Annotated in this window: 17 protein-coding genes and 1 tRNA gene; 5 read left to right on the forward strand and 13 right to left on the reverse strand. The window is 67.6% G+C overall.

The features are described 5' to 3' along the window. Positions 1-15: 15 nt before the first annotated feature. Positions 16-648, forward strand: a complete 633-nt coding sequence (locus PBV52_RS33735) for an ADP-ribosyltransferase (protein WP_274243513.1) — start codon at positions 16-18, stop codon at positions 646-648. Between the two features lie 4 nt (positions 649-652). Here PBV52_RS33735 and PBV52_RS33740 read toward each other — a convergent pair whose 3' ends face one another. After that, entirely contained in the window at positions 653-1,288 is a 636-nt protein-coding gene (locus PBV52_RS33740; RefSeq protein WP_274243514.1) for a GNAT family N-acetyltransferase, read from the reverse strand. 58 nt (positions 1,289-1,346) lie between these two features. On the opposite strand from PBV52_RS33740, the gene PBV52_RS33745 reads away from it, so the two are divergent. Together PBV52_RS33745 and PBV52_RS33750 are read left to right on the forward strand one after the other, a co-directional pair. Continuing rightward, positions 1,347-2,261: a MerR family transcriptional regulator gene (locus tag PBV52_RS33745; RefSeq protein WP_274243515.1), complete on the forward strand. Its 915-nt coding sequence runs from the start codon at positions 1,347-1,349 to the stop codon at positions 2,259-2,261. A 68-nt stretch (positions 2,262-2,329) separates the two neighbouring features. After that, a complete protein-coding gene (locus PBV52_RS33750; RefSeq protein ID WP_274243516.1) occupies positions 2,330-2,548 on the forward strand; it encodes an EF-hand domain-containing protein in 219 nt (72 codons plus the stop codon). Positions 2,549-2,789: 241 nt separating this feature from the next. Here the strand turns inward: PBV52_RS33750 and PBV52_RS33755 are convergent, their stop codons facing one another. Both PBV52_RS33755 and PBV52_RS33760 read right to left on the reverse strand, forming a co-directional pair. Further along, positions 2,790-3,332, reverse strand: a complete 543-nt coding sequence (locus PBV52_RS33755) for an MOSC domain-containing protein (protein ID WP_274243517.1) — start codon at positions 3,330-3,332, stop codon at positions 2,790-2,792. Between the two features lie 61 nt (positions 3,333-3,393). After that, a complete protein-coding gene (locus PBV52_RS33760) occupies positions 3,394-3,951 on the reverse strand; it encodes a glycoside hydrolase family 25 protein (RefSeq protein WP_274243518.1) in 558 nt (185 codons plus the stop codon). Positions 3,952-4,076: 125 nt separating this feature from the next. Here PBV52_RS33760 and PBV52_RS33765 point away from each other — a divergent pair, with 125 nt between their 5' ends. Next, positions 4,077-5,099, forward strand: a complete 1,023-nt coding sequence (locus PBV52_RS33765; RefSeq protein WP_274243519.1) for a serine hydrolase — start codon at positions 4,077-4,079, stop codon at positions 5,097-5,099. Between the two features lie 225 nt (positions 5,100-5,324). After that, a tRNA-Thr gene (locus PBV52_RS33770) sits at positions 5,325-5,406 on the forward strand. Positions 5,407-5,846: 440 nt separating this feature from the next. Here the strand turns inward: PBV52_RS33770 and PBV52_RS33775 are convergent. The 10 genes from PBV52_RS33775 to PBV52_RS33820 all read right to left on the reverse strand — a co-directional run bounded on the left by PBV52_RS33775 (position 5,847) and on the right by PBV52_RS33820 (position 14,393). Next, complete coding sequence (locus PBV52_RS33775) at positions 5,847-7,040, reverse strand: MFS transporter (RefSeq protein WP_274243520.1); 1,194 nt, start codon at positions 7,038-7,040, stop codon at positions 5,847-5,849. Next, complete coding sequence (locus PBV52_RS33780) at positions 7,037-7,738, reverse strand: alpha/beta hydrolase (RefSeq protein ID WP_274243521.1); 702 nt, start codon at positions 7,736-7,738, stop codon at positions 7,037-7,039. Before PBV52_RS33780 ends, PBV52_RS33775 begins: the two co-directional genes overlap by 4 nt. 29 nt (positions 7,739-7,767) lie before the next feature. Beyond that, entirely contained in the window at positions 7,768-8,160 is a 393-nt protein-coding gene (locus PBV52_RS33785) for a hypothetical protein (RefSeq protein WP_274243522.1), read from the reverse strand. Positions 8,161-8,165: 5 nt separating this feature from the next. Continuing rightward, positions 8,166-8,918: a hypothetical protein gene (locus PBV52_RS33790; protein WP_274243523.1), complete on the reverse strand. Its 753-nt coding sequence runs from the start codon at positions 8,916-8,918 to the stop codon at positions 8,166-8,168. Then, complete coding sequence (locus tag PBV52_RS33795) at positions 8,902-9,501, reverse strand: hypothetical protein (protein ID WP_274243524.1); 600 nt, start codon at positions 9,499-9,501, stop codon at positions 8,902-8,904. Before PBV52_RS33795 ends, PBV52_RS33790 begins: the two co-directional genes overlap by 17 nt. 92 nt (positions 9,502-9,593) lie before the next feature. Then, positions 9,594-10,235: a hypothetical protein gene (locus tag PBV52_RS33800; protein WP_274243525.1), complete on the reverse strand. Its 642-nt coding sequence runs from the start codon at positions 10,233-10,235 to the stop codon at positions 9,594-9,596. Next, positions 10,232-11,377, reverse strand: a complete 1,146-nt coding sequence (locus PBV52_RS33805) for a hypothetical protein (protein WP_274243526.1) — start codon at positions 11,375-11,377, stop codon at positions 10,232-10,234. The genes PBV52_RS33800 and PBV52_RS33805 overlap by 4 nt, the downstream gene beginning before the upstream one ends. Before the next feature lie 106 nt (positions 11,378-11,483). Further along, positions 11,484-12,104, reverse strand: a complete 621-nt coding sequence (locus PBV52_RS33810; RefSeq protein WP_274243527.1) for a hypothetical protein — start codon at positions 12,102-12,104, stop codon at positions 11,484-11,486. Positions 12,105-12,153: 49 nt separating this feature from the next. Next, positions 12,154-13,341, reverse strand: a complete 1,188-nt coding sequence (locus PBV52_RS33815; RefSeq protein WP_274243528.1) for a glycosyltransferase — start codon at positions 13,339-13,341, stop codon at positions 12,154-12,156. Then, complete coding sequence (locus PBV52_RS33820) at positions 13,338-14,393, reverse strand: glycosyltransferase family 2 protein (protein ID WP_274243529.1); 1,056 nt, start codon at positions 14,391-14,393, stop codon at positions 13,338-13,340. Before PBV52_RS33820 ends, PBV52_RS33815 begins: the two co-directional genes overlap by 4 nt. Between the last annotated feature and the right edge of the window lie 287 nt (positions 14,394-14,680).

Raw genomic sequence — 14,680 nt, forward strand, 5'->3', positions numbered from 1 at the left:
GGGATCGTGCTCCTTATGATCACAACTCGTCTGCGGCGGCGAGCCGCTGCCGCCGTCCTGTCCCTCTCGGCCGTTCTCGCGACGACGGCCGCCACGGCTCCCGAGACCGTCCCCGCCTCGGCTCGCACGACCCTCGTCAAGGCGGCCGCCCCCGCCCCTGCGGCCTGTCCCGTCCAGTACGACGACAGGATCAAGGCCGCCGTCGACCGTCGCGTCGATGTCGACCGCATCACCCCCGACCCGGCGTGGCGCACCACCTGCGGCACGCTCTACCGGGCCGACGGCCGGGGCCCGAACATCGTCTTCGAGGAGGGCTTCAAGCCCAAGGACGTCGTGAACGGCCAGTACGACCTGGAGCAGTACGTCCTGGTCAACCAGCCCTCCCCGTACGTGTCCACGACCTACGACCACGACCTGTACAAGAACTGGTGGAAGTCGGGCTGGAACTACTACATCGACGCCCCCGGCGGCATCGACGTCAACAAGACCATCGGCGACACCCACAAATGGGCCGATCAGGTCGAGGTCGCCTTCCCCGGCGGGATCGCCCGGAAGTACATCATCGGCGTCTGCCCGGTGAACAAGACGACCAAGGTCGAGATCATGAGCGGCTGCCAGAGCAACCCGCACTACGAGGCCTGGCACTGACGCCCTACCGGGCGTGCAGCAGTGCCTCCGCGCCCACCGGTCGGTAGCCGCCCGCCAGGAACGCCCGCATGCTGCGGGCGTTCCCCGGCGCGACCTGCGCCCACAGCGGCTCCGTGACCAGATGCCGGGCGGCGGTCACCAGCCGCCGCCCCAGCCCCCGATGCTGTACCGCGTCGTCCACCTCGACCGAGACCTCCAGCCGCCCGGCGACGCCGCGCCCCATCACCAGCACGCCGCCGTCCGCCGCCCACGCGCGCACGTCGTCGCGCCGCCGTCGGGCGTAGACGATCCGGGGGTGGTCGGCATCCTCGATCTCCGTCAGCGCGAGCGACGGCTCACCCGGCAGCGGGGAGCCGACCAGCACCGCGTCTATGGTCTCGGCCGTACGTCCCGTCCGCTCCATGAGAGCCGCCAGGAAGCGCGGATGCATCGGCGCGGCCAGCCCGTCGCAGTCGACGTCGCGCAGTGCCGCGTACACCCACGCGGGATCCTCGTCGGTGAAGACGACGGAGTGCGCGGTGAAGGCGAGGACGCCCGAGTCCTGGTGCGACGGCTGCGGGACGACAGTCGTACGGCCGTCCGCAGGAGGGAAGACTCCCCGCGCCGCCGCGTCGAGAATGTCCCGCAAGGTCTCCGCCACGACCGCCCCTGTCCTGCTCCTTGAGTCTCCACCCACTGGAAGGCCCACACTCGCAGACATGATCGAAGACGGCACCGGACTTCTCACCATCGGCGAGCTGGCCCGGGCCACCGGACTGACCGTGCGGACCATCCGCTACTGGTCCGACGAGGGCGCCCTGCCCCCGGTGACCCGCTCCTCGGGCGGCTACCGCCTCTACGACGCCGAGTCCGTCGCCCGCCTGGAGCTGATCCGCACCCTGCGCGAACTGGGTCTGGGCCTGGATGACGTACGGAAGGTGGTCAGCGGCGAGAAGGACGTGGCGTCGGTCGCGGCCACGCATGTCGCCGCACTGGACGCACAGATCAGGTCGCTGAAGGTGACCCGTGCGGTGCTGTCGACCGTGGCGCGACGCGGCTCGACCGCGGAGGAGATGACGTTGATGAACAGGCTGGCGAGGCTGTCGGCGGCCGAGCGGCGGCGGATCCTGGAGGAGTTCGTGGACGAGATGTTCCACGGACTGGACACGGCGGATCCCGTGATCCGCGACCGGATGCGGGAGATGGCCGTGGACCTGCCGGAGGAGCCGACGTCCGAGCAGGTCGATGCCTGGGTGGAGCTGGCCGAGCTGCTCCAGGACCCTCGGTTCCGGGCGCGGATGCGCAAGGTCGCCGAGTTCAACGCGGCCGACCGGGGGCCCGGGACGCCGGCCGGGGCGTCGATGTGGTTCTCCCGGAAGCTGGTGCACCTGGCCGCCGAGGCGCGGGGGCAGGGCATCGCACCGGAGTCGCCCGAGGCCGAGCGGATCCTGCGGGGCCTGCTCGGCGACGCCGACCCGGCCATCGTGCTCGAACGCCTGAAATCCGGCGTGAGCGACGAGGTCGCCCGCTATCGAGAGTTGCTGTCCGTCGTGAAGGGCCGTGGGCCCGCCTCGGCGCACCGCGCGGAGTTCGCCTGGGTGGTCGCCGCACTGGAGGCGCGGGCGGGCGGTTAATCTGACCTGCGGCAGCAAGCCAGCACAACACGACAGACGCGAGCAAACGCGAGTAAAGGGGCGGACCGGTGGCGCACATCGACATCGAGGAAGCACGCAAGCAGTTCGAGCGCATCGATGCGGACGGTGACGGCACCATCACCGCCGCCGAGTTCAAGTCCGCCCTGGCCCAGGGAGGCGACTGGAACGTGACCGAGGCGGTCGCAGAGGCGATCATCAAGAGCCGTGACCTGAACGGCGACAAGCTCCTGTCGTTCGACGAGTTCTGGTCCTTCCTGAACAAGTGACGCACGGGAGGGGCGCCCGGTCCGCCTGTGCGGCGAACGGGCGCCCCTTCGTCATGTCCGGCGCCGGATCGACACCGTCCTCCTCCAGGCGAAGCTCGCGCAGGTCGAACCCGCCCAGCCCGTGGGGTGCCCGGAGCCGTGCCGCTCGCGCAGCCACCAGGCGCGCATGGCGGCGATGGCGTCGCTGCACGCACACGGGCAAGATCGTCGTACGGATCTGAGGCGTGCCGACGCGCCTACGTCACACGATCTCCAGGGGCCGGTGCGGCCCGTCCGGGAGCTGGACGCGGATCGGGTCCCCGGCCCTGACCACACCTCCGCTGAGGACGACGCTCATGATCCCGGACTTGAACCGCACACCGCCCTCGGCGTCCCGCCCGACGACCTGCTTCATCAACCCCTGCTGAAACCCGTCGATCTGAGCACAGGGATTGCGCAGCCCGGTCACCTCCACGACGGCCTCGCCCCCGAGTCGCAGGAGCGTCCCCGTCGGAAGCCCGAGCAGATCGATGCCCTGCGTGGTGACGTTCTCCCCGAGCTCCCCGGCCGCCACCTCGAACCCCGCCTCGCGCACCTCGTCGAACAACTCCGCATGGATGAGGTGTACTTGCCGCAGGTTCGGCTGCGAGGGATCCTTCCGCATCCGGAACCGGTGCTTCACGGTGGCGCCCGCGTGCACGTCGCCCTCCACTCCGATGCCCGCGATCAGCGTGATGCTCTCCCGGTTCGGCTTGGTGAACGAGTACGTCCCGTTACTGCTGACCGCCGCGACAGTCCCACTCATGCCGAGAAGCTCCCCTCTTCCGCAGCGACGACTGCTTCGCCGCAGGTCGGAGCCTATGCGGTCAGGCGTTCTCGGCCCACTCCCGCAGCGCGGCCTTGCTTTCGAAGCGGGCGACGTTCTTGTCCAGCGGGTCGTCCGTGTACTGGTGGAAGCGCCACTTCGCCTGGATGCGGGGCTTGCCCGCGGTCACGTAGTCGGCGATCCAGAGCCCGTCACCGGCGTACGACGTCGTGTCGACGTTGAGCCAGTAGTGCCGGTTCGCGTACAGGATCACCGGATTGTTGGGCCGCTTCTCCTTCACCTTCCGGATGAAGAGGTCCTTCTCCGCGTTGCTCGCGTGCGTCCCCGCGCTCGTGGTCTCCCAGTCGACGGCGAGGATGTCGCCCGCTCTCTCGGGGGCCTTGCTGACGAAGTACTCCGCCTGGGCCGAGAGGTTGCCGGGCCACAGGAAGTGGTAGAAGCCGACCACCAGGCCGGCGTCGCGGGCGCGCTTGGTCTGCGCGGCGAGTTTGGGATTGATGTAGGAGCGGCCCTCCGTGGCCTTGATGAAGACGAAGGAGAGGCCGTCGGTGTCGTACGTCGAGGACTGGTACGCGCTTACGTCGATGCCGCGCAGCATGGGGGAGCTCCCTGAAGTGCCGGTGGGGGGACAGGGGTTGGACTTGCTGTATGCCCCACCTTGGCATGGGTGATCCGTCCATGACACGGAAATGTGAACCTCCAACGGATGATCCCTGGGAGGGAGTGGACGGGACGGCACTCGCGCGGGCCGTGCGTGCGCAGGCGGGGCGGCCGGTGGCGGGCATCGACGACATGGCGTCGTATCTCGCCGCTCAGGTGTCGGACACCTCGCACCGCGAGGTCATCGGCCCGCTCCTCGACGGCCAGGGGGCCGGCGGTGTCGTGGTGCGGCGCGGCACCGTCCTCGCTTCGTGGGGCGACCCGGCGCGCGCGGAGATGGCGTACAGCGCCACGAAGAGCGTGCTGTCGCTGGTGGCGGGCGTCGCGTTCGACGACGGGGCGTTGCGCCTGGACGAGCCGGTGGCGGAGTCGGTGGACCTGCCCGAGTTCGGCAGCAGCTCCCACGGGCGCGCGATCACATGGCGCCACCTGCTGGACCAAACCAGCCAGTGGGAGGGTGAGTTGTGGTCCAAGCCGACGTGGGTGGACGCGCAGAGCACCCGGGAGGGCACCGAGTCGGCGGGGGGACCGCCCGGCGCCGGCTGGGCCTACAACGACGTGCGGGTGAACCTGACCGCGCTGGCGCTCACGGCCCTGTTCGGCCGCGCCCTGCCGGACGTGCTGCGCGACCGCGTCATGACACCGATCGGCGCCTTTGACGGCTGGTCCTGGCACGGCTATGAGAACGCGGTGGTCGAGATCGACGGCGCCGCGGTGCCGGTGGTCTCCGGAGGCGCGCACTGGGGCGGCGGTCTGTGGATCAGCGCCCTGGACCTGGCCCGCATCGGCCGGCTCTGCCTGCGCGGCGGGAGGTGGGGCGGGCGTCAGGTCCTGTCGCGGCGCTGGATCGAGGAGCTGTGGACGCCCTGCCGGGTCAAGCCCGAGTACGGCCTGTCCTGGTGGCTCAACGACGGCGGCACGGTATGGCCCCGGGCGCCGCGCACCGGACGCTGCGCCCGCGGCAACGGCGGCAGCCACCTGCTGTGGGTGGATCCGGCACGCGATCTGGTGATCGTCTCGCGATGGGGCATGGAGGCCGAGCGCCTGCTGACCGAGGTGTCGGCGGTGGTGCCGCCCACGTCGTGAGGATTTCCCTCAGCACTCGATGATGTTGACGGCCAGCCCGCCCCGCGCCGTCTCCTTGTACTTCACGGACATATCGCCGGCTGTTGATCATGGGTTTGACCTGCGGATTTGAAATGAGCAGGCTCGCCTTGAGTCACATCAGGGACTTTCAGGAACTTCTTGCCGAGGGCTGCCTGCAAGGCGTCCGATGGTGCGTAACATGCCTGCGGGAGTCGGGTCGTTGTGTTCGTGCAGGCATCCGGTCTCTTCGCTGTACCCCGCACTCGTAATGCGTAGGTCTCGGGTTCGAATCCCGAAGGCGGCTCCATTTGAAACCCCGGGTCAGGCCTCTGACCTGGGGTTTTGTGTCGTCTATGCTGTCTCGTCCGGGCGGGACTGCGGTTGTTGACCTGCGCAGCCGTGATGCGTAGGTCGGAGGTTTGATCACGAGCGTAGTCCGTGTCGCCGGGTAGGTGAAAGCCGTCTGACCTGCGACTTTCAAGGCTTGGGTGATGCCTGGTCAGTTCTGGATGTCGGTGGGTGCGCGCAAGGGGAGCGCATCGGTGCATTCAGAGTGCAGCGGGCAGTCTGGGTGACGGGTCGTCGAGCGGGACGCGTCGACGATGCCGAGATTGTCGATGCCGGTCAACTTGCGGTGCAAGGGCCGAGGCGGTGCTGGGGCGGCTACGACGGCGCCGGGATGTCAGTTGGCCTTTGACAGGCGATGGTTCCAGTGAGGATGAGGTCGATGCTGGCGAGGGACTCTGCTCAGCTGTCGACGGCGCTCCGCAAGGACGCTTGGGCGTTTCGCCGGGGACCGCTGAGGAAGTGCAGGAGGCCCGACATCCCACTCAGGGCCAGGCAGGCGGTCCACACCATGGAGGACGAGGAGTCGTGCATGAGGAGTCCTGTGACTAACGGTCCGGCGAATCCCGCGGCCGAGAATGTGAACATAGCGGCGCCTTGATAGGTTCCCCGTGCTTGTGCAGGGCTCAGTTCCAGGAGCGTGGCGGATGCGCAGCAGGTGCCGACGACTTCTCCGGTCGACCACAGAAGCATGGCGAGGACATAGACCGGTATGGAGTCGGCGAGCCCGAGAGAGCCGAACCCCAGGCCCACCAGGGCCGCGCCGACGGCCAGTGCCTTGTTCTTGTCGAGGCGCGTTACGAGCTTGATCAGGAGTGGCTGGAGTACGGCGACATACAGAAGGCTGCCGGCGAGTAGATTGCCGTATACGTGGGCGGGCAAGTGGTCGGCGCGGATCGCCAGGGGCAACGCGAAGGTCTTCTGCGTAAGGACGAGGGCCAACAGGAAGCCGCACAGGGTGAAGACGAGGAAGACGGTGTCGTGCAGCAGGCGAACGTCTTCTGCCTTTGCGTTCCGTCCTGGGGCGGCCTCGGACGGACCGGAGTCCTTGACGCCGCGGAAGATCAGGAGTCCGGACATGAGAGTCGCTACCGCTTCGAGAGCGAAGGCCGGCGTATAGCCCTTGGCGGTCAGCAGACCGGCACCGGCCGCCGCGCCGGCCAGGCCGATATTCGTCGCCCAGGAAAGCAGCGAATAGGCGCGCACTCGGTCCCCGGCTTCCACGAGGTCGCCGATCAGGGCAAACAGGGCGGGGCGTGCGGCGCCGTTGGCGTATGAGGCTTGGGTGACGAGGGCCGCGACAGCCTGCCACTGGGAGACGAAGACCAGGGCGAACACCGATGTGGCGGCAACGGTGTTGGCCACCTGGATGGTTCTCGTCCGGCCCCACCTGTCTGCGCAGAATCCTCCGGTGAGCAGCCCCAACGAGTTGGCTCCGCTCGCGCAGGCGACGACGGCACCGACCAGAGACAGTGAGAGATGCCGTGCGTCGGTGAGGTAGAGCGGGAGCAGGAAGATCAGGAACGTGCAGAGGTGGTTGACGAGAGTGCTGCACCACACGATCCAGTACGAGCGGGGCAGTCCGGCGGCGATCACGTCCGTGGCCTCGTCGCCGCCCTGACATGGGAGCGCACCCGGCGTAGCAGGTCCGTGCGCGCTACTTGGTCCTGGAACAGGTGGTCACCGCCGGGTATGACCTCGACAGCCAGGCCCTGGCCTGCCAGCAACTTCGCGTGTGCGGCACCTCTGTCGTGTTCGCCGACGAGGACCGACAGGGATATGCCCATGTCCAACAGCTGTCCGCGTGGCTGGTGTTGGGACAGGTCGGCGGCGAACGCGTCGGGGACCTGGTGCTCGTGCGAGCGGGACCACGTTGTCGGCCAGGGTCGTAGGTCTCCGTCAGAGATGTCGCTGGAGACGGCGATGACGGCCCGGACGCCGTCAATCCGCAGCGCCGCCACTGCGGCGGACATCGCGCCGAGACTGACCCCGCAGAGCACCTTGGGCAGTGCCGAGAGATCGGCGAGCTGTGGGGCGTTCAGCACTGTGCGGATGTCGTCCGCCATGGTCGACACCGTCGGCTGGCCGAGCGCCACGGATGAATCCCCGCCGCCCCTGACATCGATGCGTACGACGCCCAGGTCCGCTTCCGCAAGGGCTTCCGCCAGCTGACGTCCCAGGCCCCCGGGGCCGAAGGAGTCGCCTGTGAGTCCGTGGCAGACGACCGCGAGCCCCATGGGCCGGCTTGGGATGTCCGCGATGCAGGAGATCCACTCGGCGTCGGCAACGGGCACAAGGAACTCGTGGGTGACCCATCTCGATGTCAGGTCTGCGGGGAGGGGTCCTTCGGCCGTCTGACGGTCAGGACCGCCTGCGGCTGTGGCGCGTAGAAGGCCTCGATCACGGAGATCTCCTTCTCGGTGCAGTTCCATGCCACCTTCACTTCCGCGTTGCGCTTCAACGGGTCGAACGTGCAGAACAGCGCCGTCGCCGTCCGGGAGTCCGCACTGCCCAGCCAGATGTCGATCCCCGATCCGTCGCCCCCGTCAGTGTTGTCGATGTAGCCGTAGTCGAGGGGGTAGATGTACTCGGGCACCTTGGGATGGGCGCACCCGCGTGGTCGGTCGATCGTGAGTGAGCCGGTCCGGACGATGTCGTCGAAGTGGGCCCAGATGGACATGGCGGAAAGTCGCTCGACTTCGCTGGGAATCAGCATGGCGGTCAGTCTCCTTTAGAGCGTGGGCCGGTCTTGGGACCCGCCAGCGAGTGCGCATACACCTTGCTGCGGGGAAGACGTCCGTCCTCCACGTAGTACCGGCATGTGGCCGTGGCCCGTTCACCGGGGGTGTCGTTTGCCAGAGGAGTCGTCCAGTGCACCAGCCCCGCGTGCTTCATGATGAGCAGGTCACCGCGCTGCAAGTCGGCACGCGTCCCGTCCTCGAATTGCAGTTCACCGCCGTACTCCACGGGCGGCGCGTCTACGCAGATCATTATCTGGTAGTCGCCCGTGGTGTCGTCGTGCGGCGTGATTGAGTCACCGGCCGCGTAGCGGTTCACCCACCGGCGCGTGGTGATGGTCCGGCGCGAGAAGCCGGAGATCTCCGCCATAGCGGAGATGAAGTTCGTGGACAGGCACAGCACTGAGAAGGGGTCGAGCGCGACCGTCTCCGACAGGGGCAGATATGCATTGTCGATGAGATCGATCTGCCACCTGCCTTCGGATGCCTCGACCCGTTCGACCACGATGTCGCTACGCTCGCGCAGGTGCTGGTCCAGGCGGTCGCAGACGTCCGCCGCGAGGAAGCCCCGTAGGTGTCCGATGGACGTCTTCGCCACTTCCTCTGTCAGCTGGTGGCGTGCTTGCCGCACCTGTTCTCCCGCTCGCAGAACGGCGTCCACGACACGGTCTTGGTCGGCACCGGCCTGAGGGCTGAGGTAGCCGGCGAAGGCGCGCGCCTCATCTGCGTTCCACATGCTGTATTCCTCCTCGTGTGCGAGTGGGGGCGCAGAGTCTGACCATTCGGTCGATGAGCTCGGCGCGTTGGGTAAGCGTCAGATGCGTGGGTGCGTCCGTGAACCAGATGTGAGAGGACGCGCAGAACTGTGCGGCGTACTCATGGAGTTCGGTCAGGATCTCGGCCGGATAGTCGAAACCACCCGCGCACCGGGACTCGACGCCGAGGTCCTCGACGTCTGGGTGGAAGCCGTCCTGGACGAGCCGGGCCGGGGTAAAGCATGGCTGGCTCCCGTTCGCGTCGAGGAGTCGTCGCAGTGAGACTCGGCCGGCGGGGCGCAACGCGATCTGGTCCTGCGGGCCGACCGACGCAGGTACGACCAGTGCCGACGAACCTCGCGCGATGACCACCACACGGGCGGCCGACTGGCGCAGGTGGTCGACCGCGGCGGCGGCCTGCCGGCGCCAGATGCGCGCGGACTTGCTGCCCGGGGCGTTGCCGCATCCCGACAGTTCTGGGCGCAGACAGCTCACCTGGTGTTCCGAGAGGGCGCGGGCGAGTTCGGACCAGAGATAGTTGATCCCGGTCCGAGGCTCACCCATGCCGGGCAGTATCAGTGCCGCGGTGTCGCTGCCGCCCTCGTGATACATCACCGGCCGGGGGAAGGCCGGTACGTCGACAAAGACTGGTGCCGTCACCACAGTGCGTCCAGCTCGGCGATCGAGGTGGCCAGTACCGCGTGGATCGGGGCCTCCGCGTCGACGATCCGGGTGCCGGGCTCGTCGGCGAGGAGCACGTCGAACTCTGCGGCGGCCCGTGCCAGCAGCTCGTACCGGTCGAAGACGCCCTCCGCGCCGCCGCGGGCCTCGATCCGTTCCAGCGCGTTTTTCGGTTCGATGCGCAGGTGGAGGGTCCGGTCAGGCCGGGGAAGGACGTCCATGAGCGGCGTCAGCGCGGACAACTCGGCACCGAACACCGCCTGGTTGACCTGGTGCGAACTGAGGTAGCGGTCACAGACGACGGTGACGCCGTCGGCGATGGCGGGTATCACCTCGTCAGCGACCATGCCGGTGAAGGAGTAGGTGAGGAAGAGGGCGTAGATGTCCAGGCCGGGCAGGATTCCGGCCGTTGCCGTGCCCGACAGTTCGGCGGCGCTGCGCAGTCCCGCGAGATAGGGATGCCCTGCGGCGACGGGACGCAGGACAACGGCGGGCCGTCCTGCGGCGCAGAGATGCTCAGCCAGCCGGGCAGCGACGGTCGACTTTCCCGAACCGTCGATACCTTCGACGGCGATGAGCCGCCCCGATCCCCGGGGCGTTTTCGCTGGGTTGGTCACGAGCGGACCTGGAAGGGGGCCGGAGCCGCAGGATAGCGGTGGCTGAAGCACGGCTTGGGGATCCGAACGTCCTCGTAGACGTGGCGGTTCTCGGCGGCCTCCTTCGCGCTCAGCTTCGTCTTGCGGAATCCGGCGAGGTCGATACGGCGCCCGGAACGCTCAACGATCTCCGGGAGCCGGGTGGGGTGCACACCGATCTGGACGTGCATCTTCTTCAGATACTCAATCTGCTTGATGATGCAGTAGCTGCAATCGAGGCAGACGTCGATGTTCTCCGACCAGGCGAACCAGGAGGAGGTCGACTCCAGTTTCCGCTCACCGGTGGGGATGGTGAGGAGGTTGTAGTTGCTCTGGAGTTCCTCGACGAAGATCTCGGCCCGGGTGAGCATGCGGAGGAAGTTGATGTCGCCGGTGGTGCCCTTCGGGAGGACGACACGGTCGCCCTCGACGGCGAACTCGTAGCCAAGCTCCGCGACGATGTCGAGGTGGCGGGGTGTCCCGAGATCATGCACCCAGCACTCCGTGCCGTGGAGGTGGGCCGCGGCGCAGCTCGTCTTGTGGAAACTCCGCACGCCGGCCGCGTCGCACAGCTCGACCAACTGCTCTTCGATCGTGAGCCGGATCTTCTTCCGCTTGTACGGATCGTGGAGTCCGCCAAGCACCAGGTGCCCGGTGTGTTCGGCTGCGACCTCGACGAACCTGTGCAGTGTCGCGGGGTCGTCGTTGCGTCCTCGGATGATCGGTCGGGTGAACACCAGGGTGTTGGGGAACAGGTCCCTCAGTTCCTTGATCATCACCACGCGGTCGTCGAAGGAGATGTCGCCTTCGTCAAGGGCCGTGAGCGAGTAGTAGACGACGATCTGCTCGAGGTCCGTCACGGATTCGAGCTTCCGCAGTACCTGCGGGTCAGGGCCGGCCTTGGTGAAGATGGCCAAGGGAGCACGGTGCGACCTGAGTTCATCGAGCTTTGCGATGGTGTTGTCCACCTGCTCGGGGATGAAGGGGTCACCGTAGGTGTCGTTGATGGACGTGGGGACGGCTTGCGTCCACTCGGGGGCGTCGGGTGCGTGGGTCATGACGCGGTTGTGCGTGATCTCCGGTGCGTTGACGACAGTGAGAGGCAGGCTCTTTCTGGCTGTCATGACGACCTCCTGACCCAGGCGAGCCTGGGGAAGCGGATGTATGGGGGCTCACTGGCCGCGCTGGCCGGGCCAGCCGCAGGCGATGTGGGACGTCAAACTGGGAGAACTAGGAAAGGAGAGCGGGGCGTACGCGTGCGAGGACGTACCTGGCGCTGGCTGAGAGGTCTCCGGTGTTGTCGACGGTGACGTCGTGCGCGATGTCTGGGCCGATGGATGTCTCCGTGGCGTGCCGGTCGGTGGCGGGGTCCAGGAACCCGTCGCGTTCCAGGATCCTGAGCCTGCGGAGCTGCTCGGGTACCTGGATCCGCACCGTTCGGAAGCCGGCCGCGCGCAGCAGCATCAGTTCCTCTGGATAGCGGCAGTCAGTCACGAACGCGGCTTCGTCCGCGGCCAGTTCGTCCACTCGGGAGCTCATCCGGCGGAGCCAATAGAGCGGATCTTCACGGCGGCGTACGTCGGTGCCCCACCATTGAAGCAATGATCGGGACGGCATCCGGTGCGGGTGATCAGGAGTTTGCGCCAGGATGCACTTCTCCACGGCGGAGCGCGCTGTCGCGGCGTCCACGCGCATGCGCTGGCTCACGCGCTCGGCAACTGAGATGTCGTCAGCACCGCTGGCGTCGGGGCTGATGATCTCCAGCAACGTTCGCACCTCGGCGATGACGTGCTCGCCGAAGGTGAGTCTGGCTGGTGCCACGCTTGCCAGGGCATAGATCGCACGGGCCATGCTGTCCTTACCGCTGCCGCTCGGGCCGGAGAAGGCCAGGCGCAGCGGCTCAGGCCCGGGCACGGACGCTGATCCGTTCCGGGGTCAGCCAGCCTTCGCGGCATCCCCGCACGTAGGCGAGGTGGTGGGCCAGGCCGGCATAACCGGTGACCGTCTCGAAGTACAGCGTGTGCAACGGGTCGGTCTCCAGGCGGCCGACGGGCTCCTCCGTCAGGAACGGGGGAAAGCGCCTGGCGGCATCGAGGAACAGGTGCTCCGCGTGGGCGTAGTCACCGCGGGCCTGGGCGACGACGCCGCGGTTGATCACTGTGTGGAGCAGAGCGGGGTCGGCGTCCATGGCCTCCGCGAAGGTGTGGTCCGCGGCGTCCAGGTCTCCTGAGGCGGTCTGGCAGATACCGACCATGTTCATCAGGCTCGCGTCGGAGGGACGCAGGGACAGGCCTTGCTGGTACGCCCTGCGTGCTTCCTCACCCTGCCCCGTGGCCCGCAGCACATGTCCATGGAAGGCCCAGACGGTGGGGTTGGTGTCGTCGATCCCCAGGGCCTTCTCACTCCACTGCCGGGCTTCGTCGAACTGTCCGAAGAGGCGCAGGTTGAGGCCGATGTAGCCGGTGAGTACGGCGTCGTCCGGCTGCTCGGCGAGTTGCTCGCGCATCAGGGACATGTACCGCAGGGCCTTGGCGTCGCGTTCCGCACGTGGCCTGGAGTGTCCGACGTGGGTGAGGAGAGCGGAGCTGTGGGCGATGCGCAGGCCATGCTGCGAGAGAGCGCCCTTCACGGACTCGTTGATTCGCCGCTCGTAGCGGATCCGTGGGTCGTGCCGAAACACCTTCAGTTCGCGTCCGGTGTAGAAGCCCCCGGTGGGGAAGAAGTTGTAGCGCAGCAGTGTGATGCCGCCGACATTGGGGGCAGCGGTTTCGATGGCGGATTTCAGCGGCGCCACCTGGCCGGGATGCAGCTGTTCGTCCGCGTCGAGGAAGAACACCCAGTCCGCGTCGTCGACGAGTGCGAGCGCGTGATTGCGCGCTGCCGAGAAGTCCCCCGTGAACGGGAGATCCGTGATGGTGTGGGCCAGTTGGGCGCCGATCGACCGTGTCGCGTCCTGCGAGCCGGTATCCACGAGGATGACCTGGTCGCAGAGTTGTCGCAGCGAGCGCAGGCAGTCGGCAAGGAAACGTTCCTCGTCCTTGGCGATGACGCAGCCGACGATGCGGCCTGTCGTCCGGGCTGGGGTCATCGTTGCGGCTCCTCGGGTAAGACATGGCGGTGGCGTGTGAGCGCGGCGGAGCCGACCCGTTCCCAGACGCTCGCGGGGTAGAGGGCGATGCGCTCCGGGGCGGGCAGCGCTGCGCAGGTCGCGGCCATCACTACGGAAGGGTGCGAGGCCACGGCGTAGAAGGTCGTGTCCGGGCTGTCGGCCGCCGCATACCGGCTGAGCGCTGCCAGATCGTCGTCCGTCCGTAGGCGGACGACCCGGGCTCGGGGAGTGTGGGGTGGTGGTCCGGCGTAGCTGCGGAACATCTGGATGAAGTCGGCTCTCTTGGTCGGATCGAAGGCGTCCGAGAGTGACGCGTATCCGGCGGCATCGGGGTGTCGGTCGATCAGACGGGCCAGGTTGCTCCGCCAGCCCTCGAAGCGTTCTTCGGTCATGTCCCGGTCGTGGTACTGATGGTCGCTGTCGGCTCCGAGGGCAAAGGCCCACCGGGCGCCGGAGGCGTGCAGGCGCAACCCGAGTTCGAGATCCTCCAGCCCCCATTGCCGGAACGCGGGGTCGAAGGCAGTGCCCTCGGCGAGTTCGATGCGTCGGAGCAGACTGCGCGGCACCGACAGCACGCAGGAGAAGCACATGGCCCAGGGCAGTGGATGACGGGCAAGATTGAACGAGTAGGTCTCGCTGATCAGCTCGCGGCTGTCCCTTCGAGGAGGCCCGGACGCGGCTTGCCCCGCAAGCTGTTGGCGTCTCAGCCCCAACAGCACGAGGTCGTCAGCCAGGTCGTGGCCGCGAGCCATGGCGTCCGCGAATCCGCTGGGTACGACGATGTCGGCGTCGAGGAAGAGGATGCGGTCCCCGACCGCGGCCCTCAGACCGGCGTTCCTGGCCCCAGCCGGCCCCTGGTGTTCTGGCAGCCTGATCACGACGCAGCCTCGCGCCTCGGCCACGGCCGCCGAGTTGTCGGCGGAGGCGTCGTCCACGACGATGACCTCGCAATCCGGCTGACTGATCCATGGACGCAGGGTGGTCGGCAGCATGCCTTCCCGGTCTCGTACCGGGATGATGACTGAGTACAACGGCTTTCCCCCTTCCATAGCTGTGAGGCAACCGGTTCGCGCGCAGCTCAGCGCCCAGTCGGGGCCGGCGGACCCGGCAACCTCGACTTCGTCGGCCCTTCTGTCTCCGGGACGACAACGCAGGCTGGGCAACCGGGCCTTCAGCCGCTCCTCGATGCCACGAGCACTAACCGGCGACGGCCTCGTACATGACAGGACTAGAGGCGCACAAAGTCCTGAGCAGGTGGGGATGGGCAGATAACCCACCCCGAGATGAAAGCGCTTGCCTAATACGTTTCAAGAGCCAA

This window comes from Streptomyces sp. T12 (assembly GCF_028736035.1).
Taxonomy (GTDB): domain Bacteria; phylum Actinomycetota; class Actinomycetes; order Streptomycetales; family Streptomycetaceae; genus Streptomyces.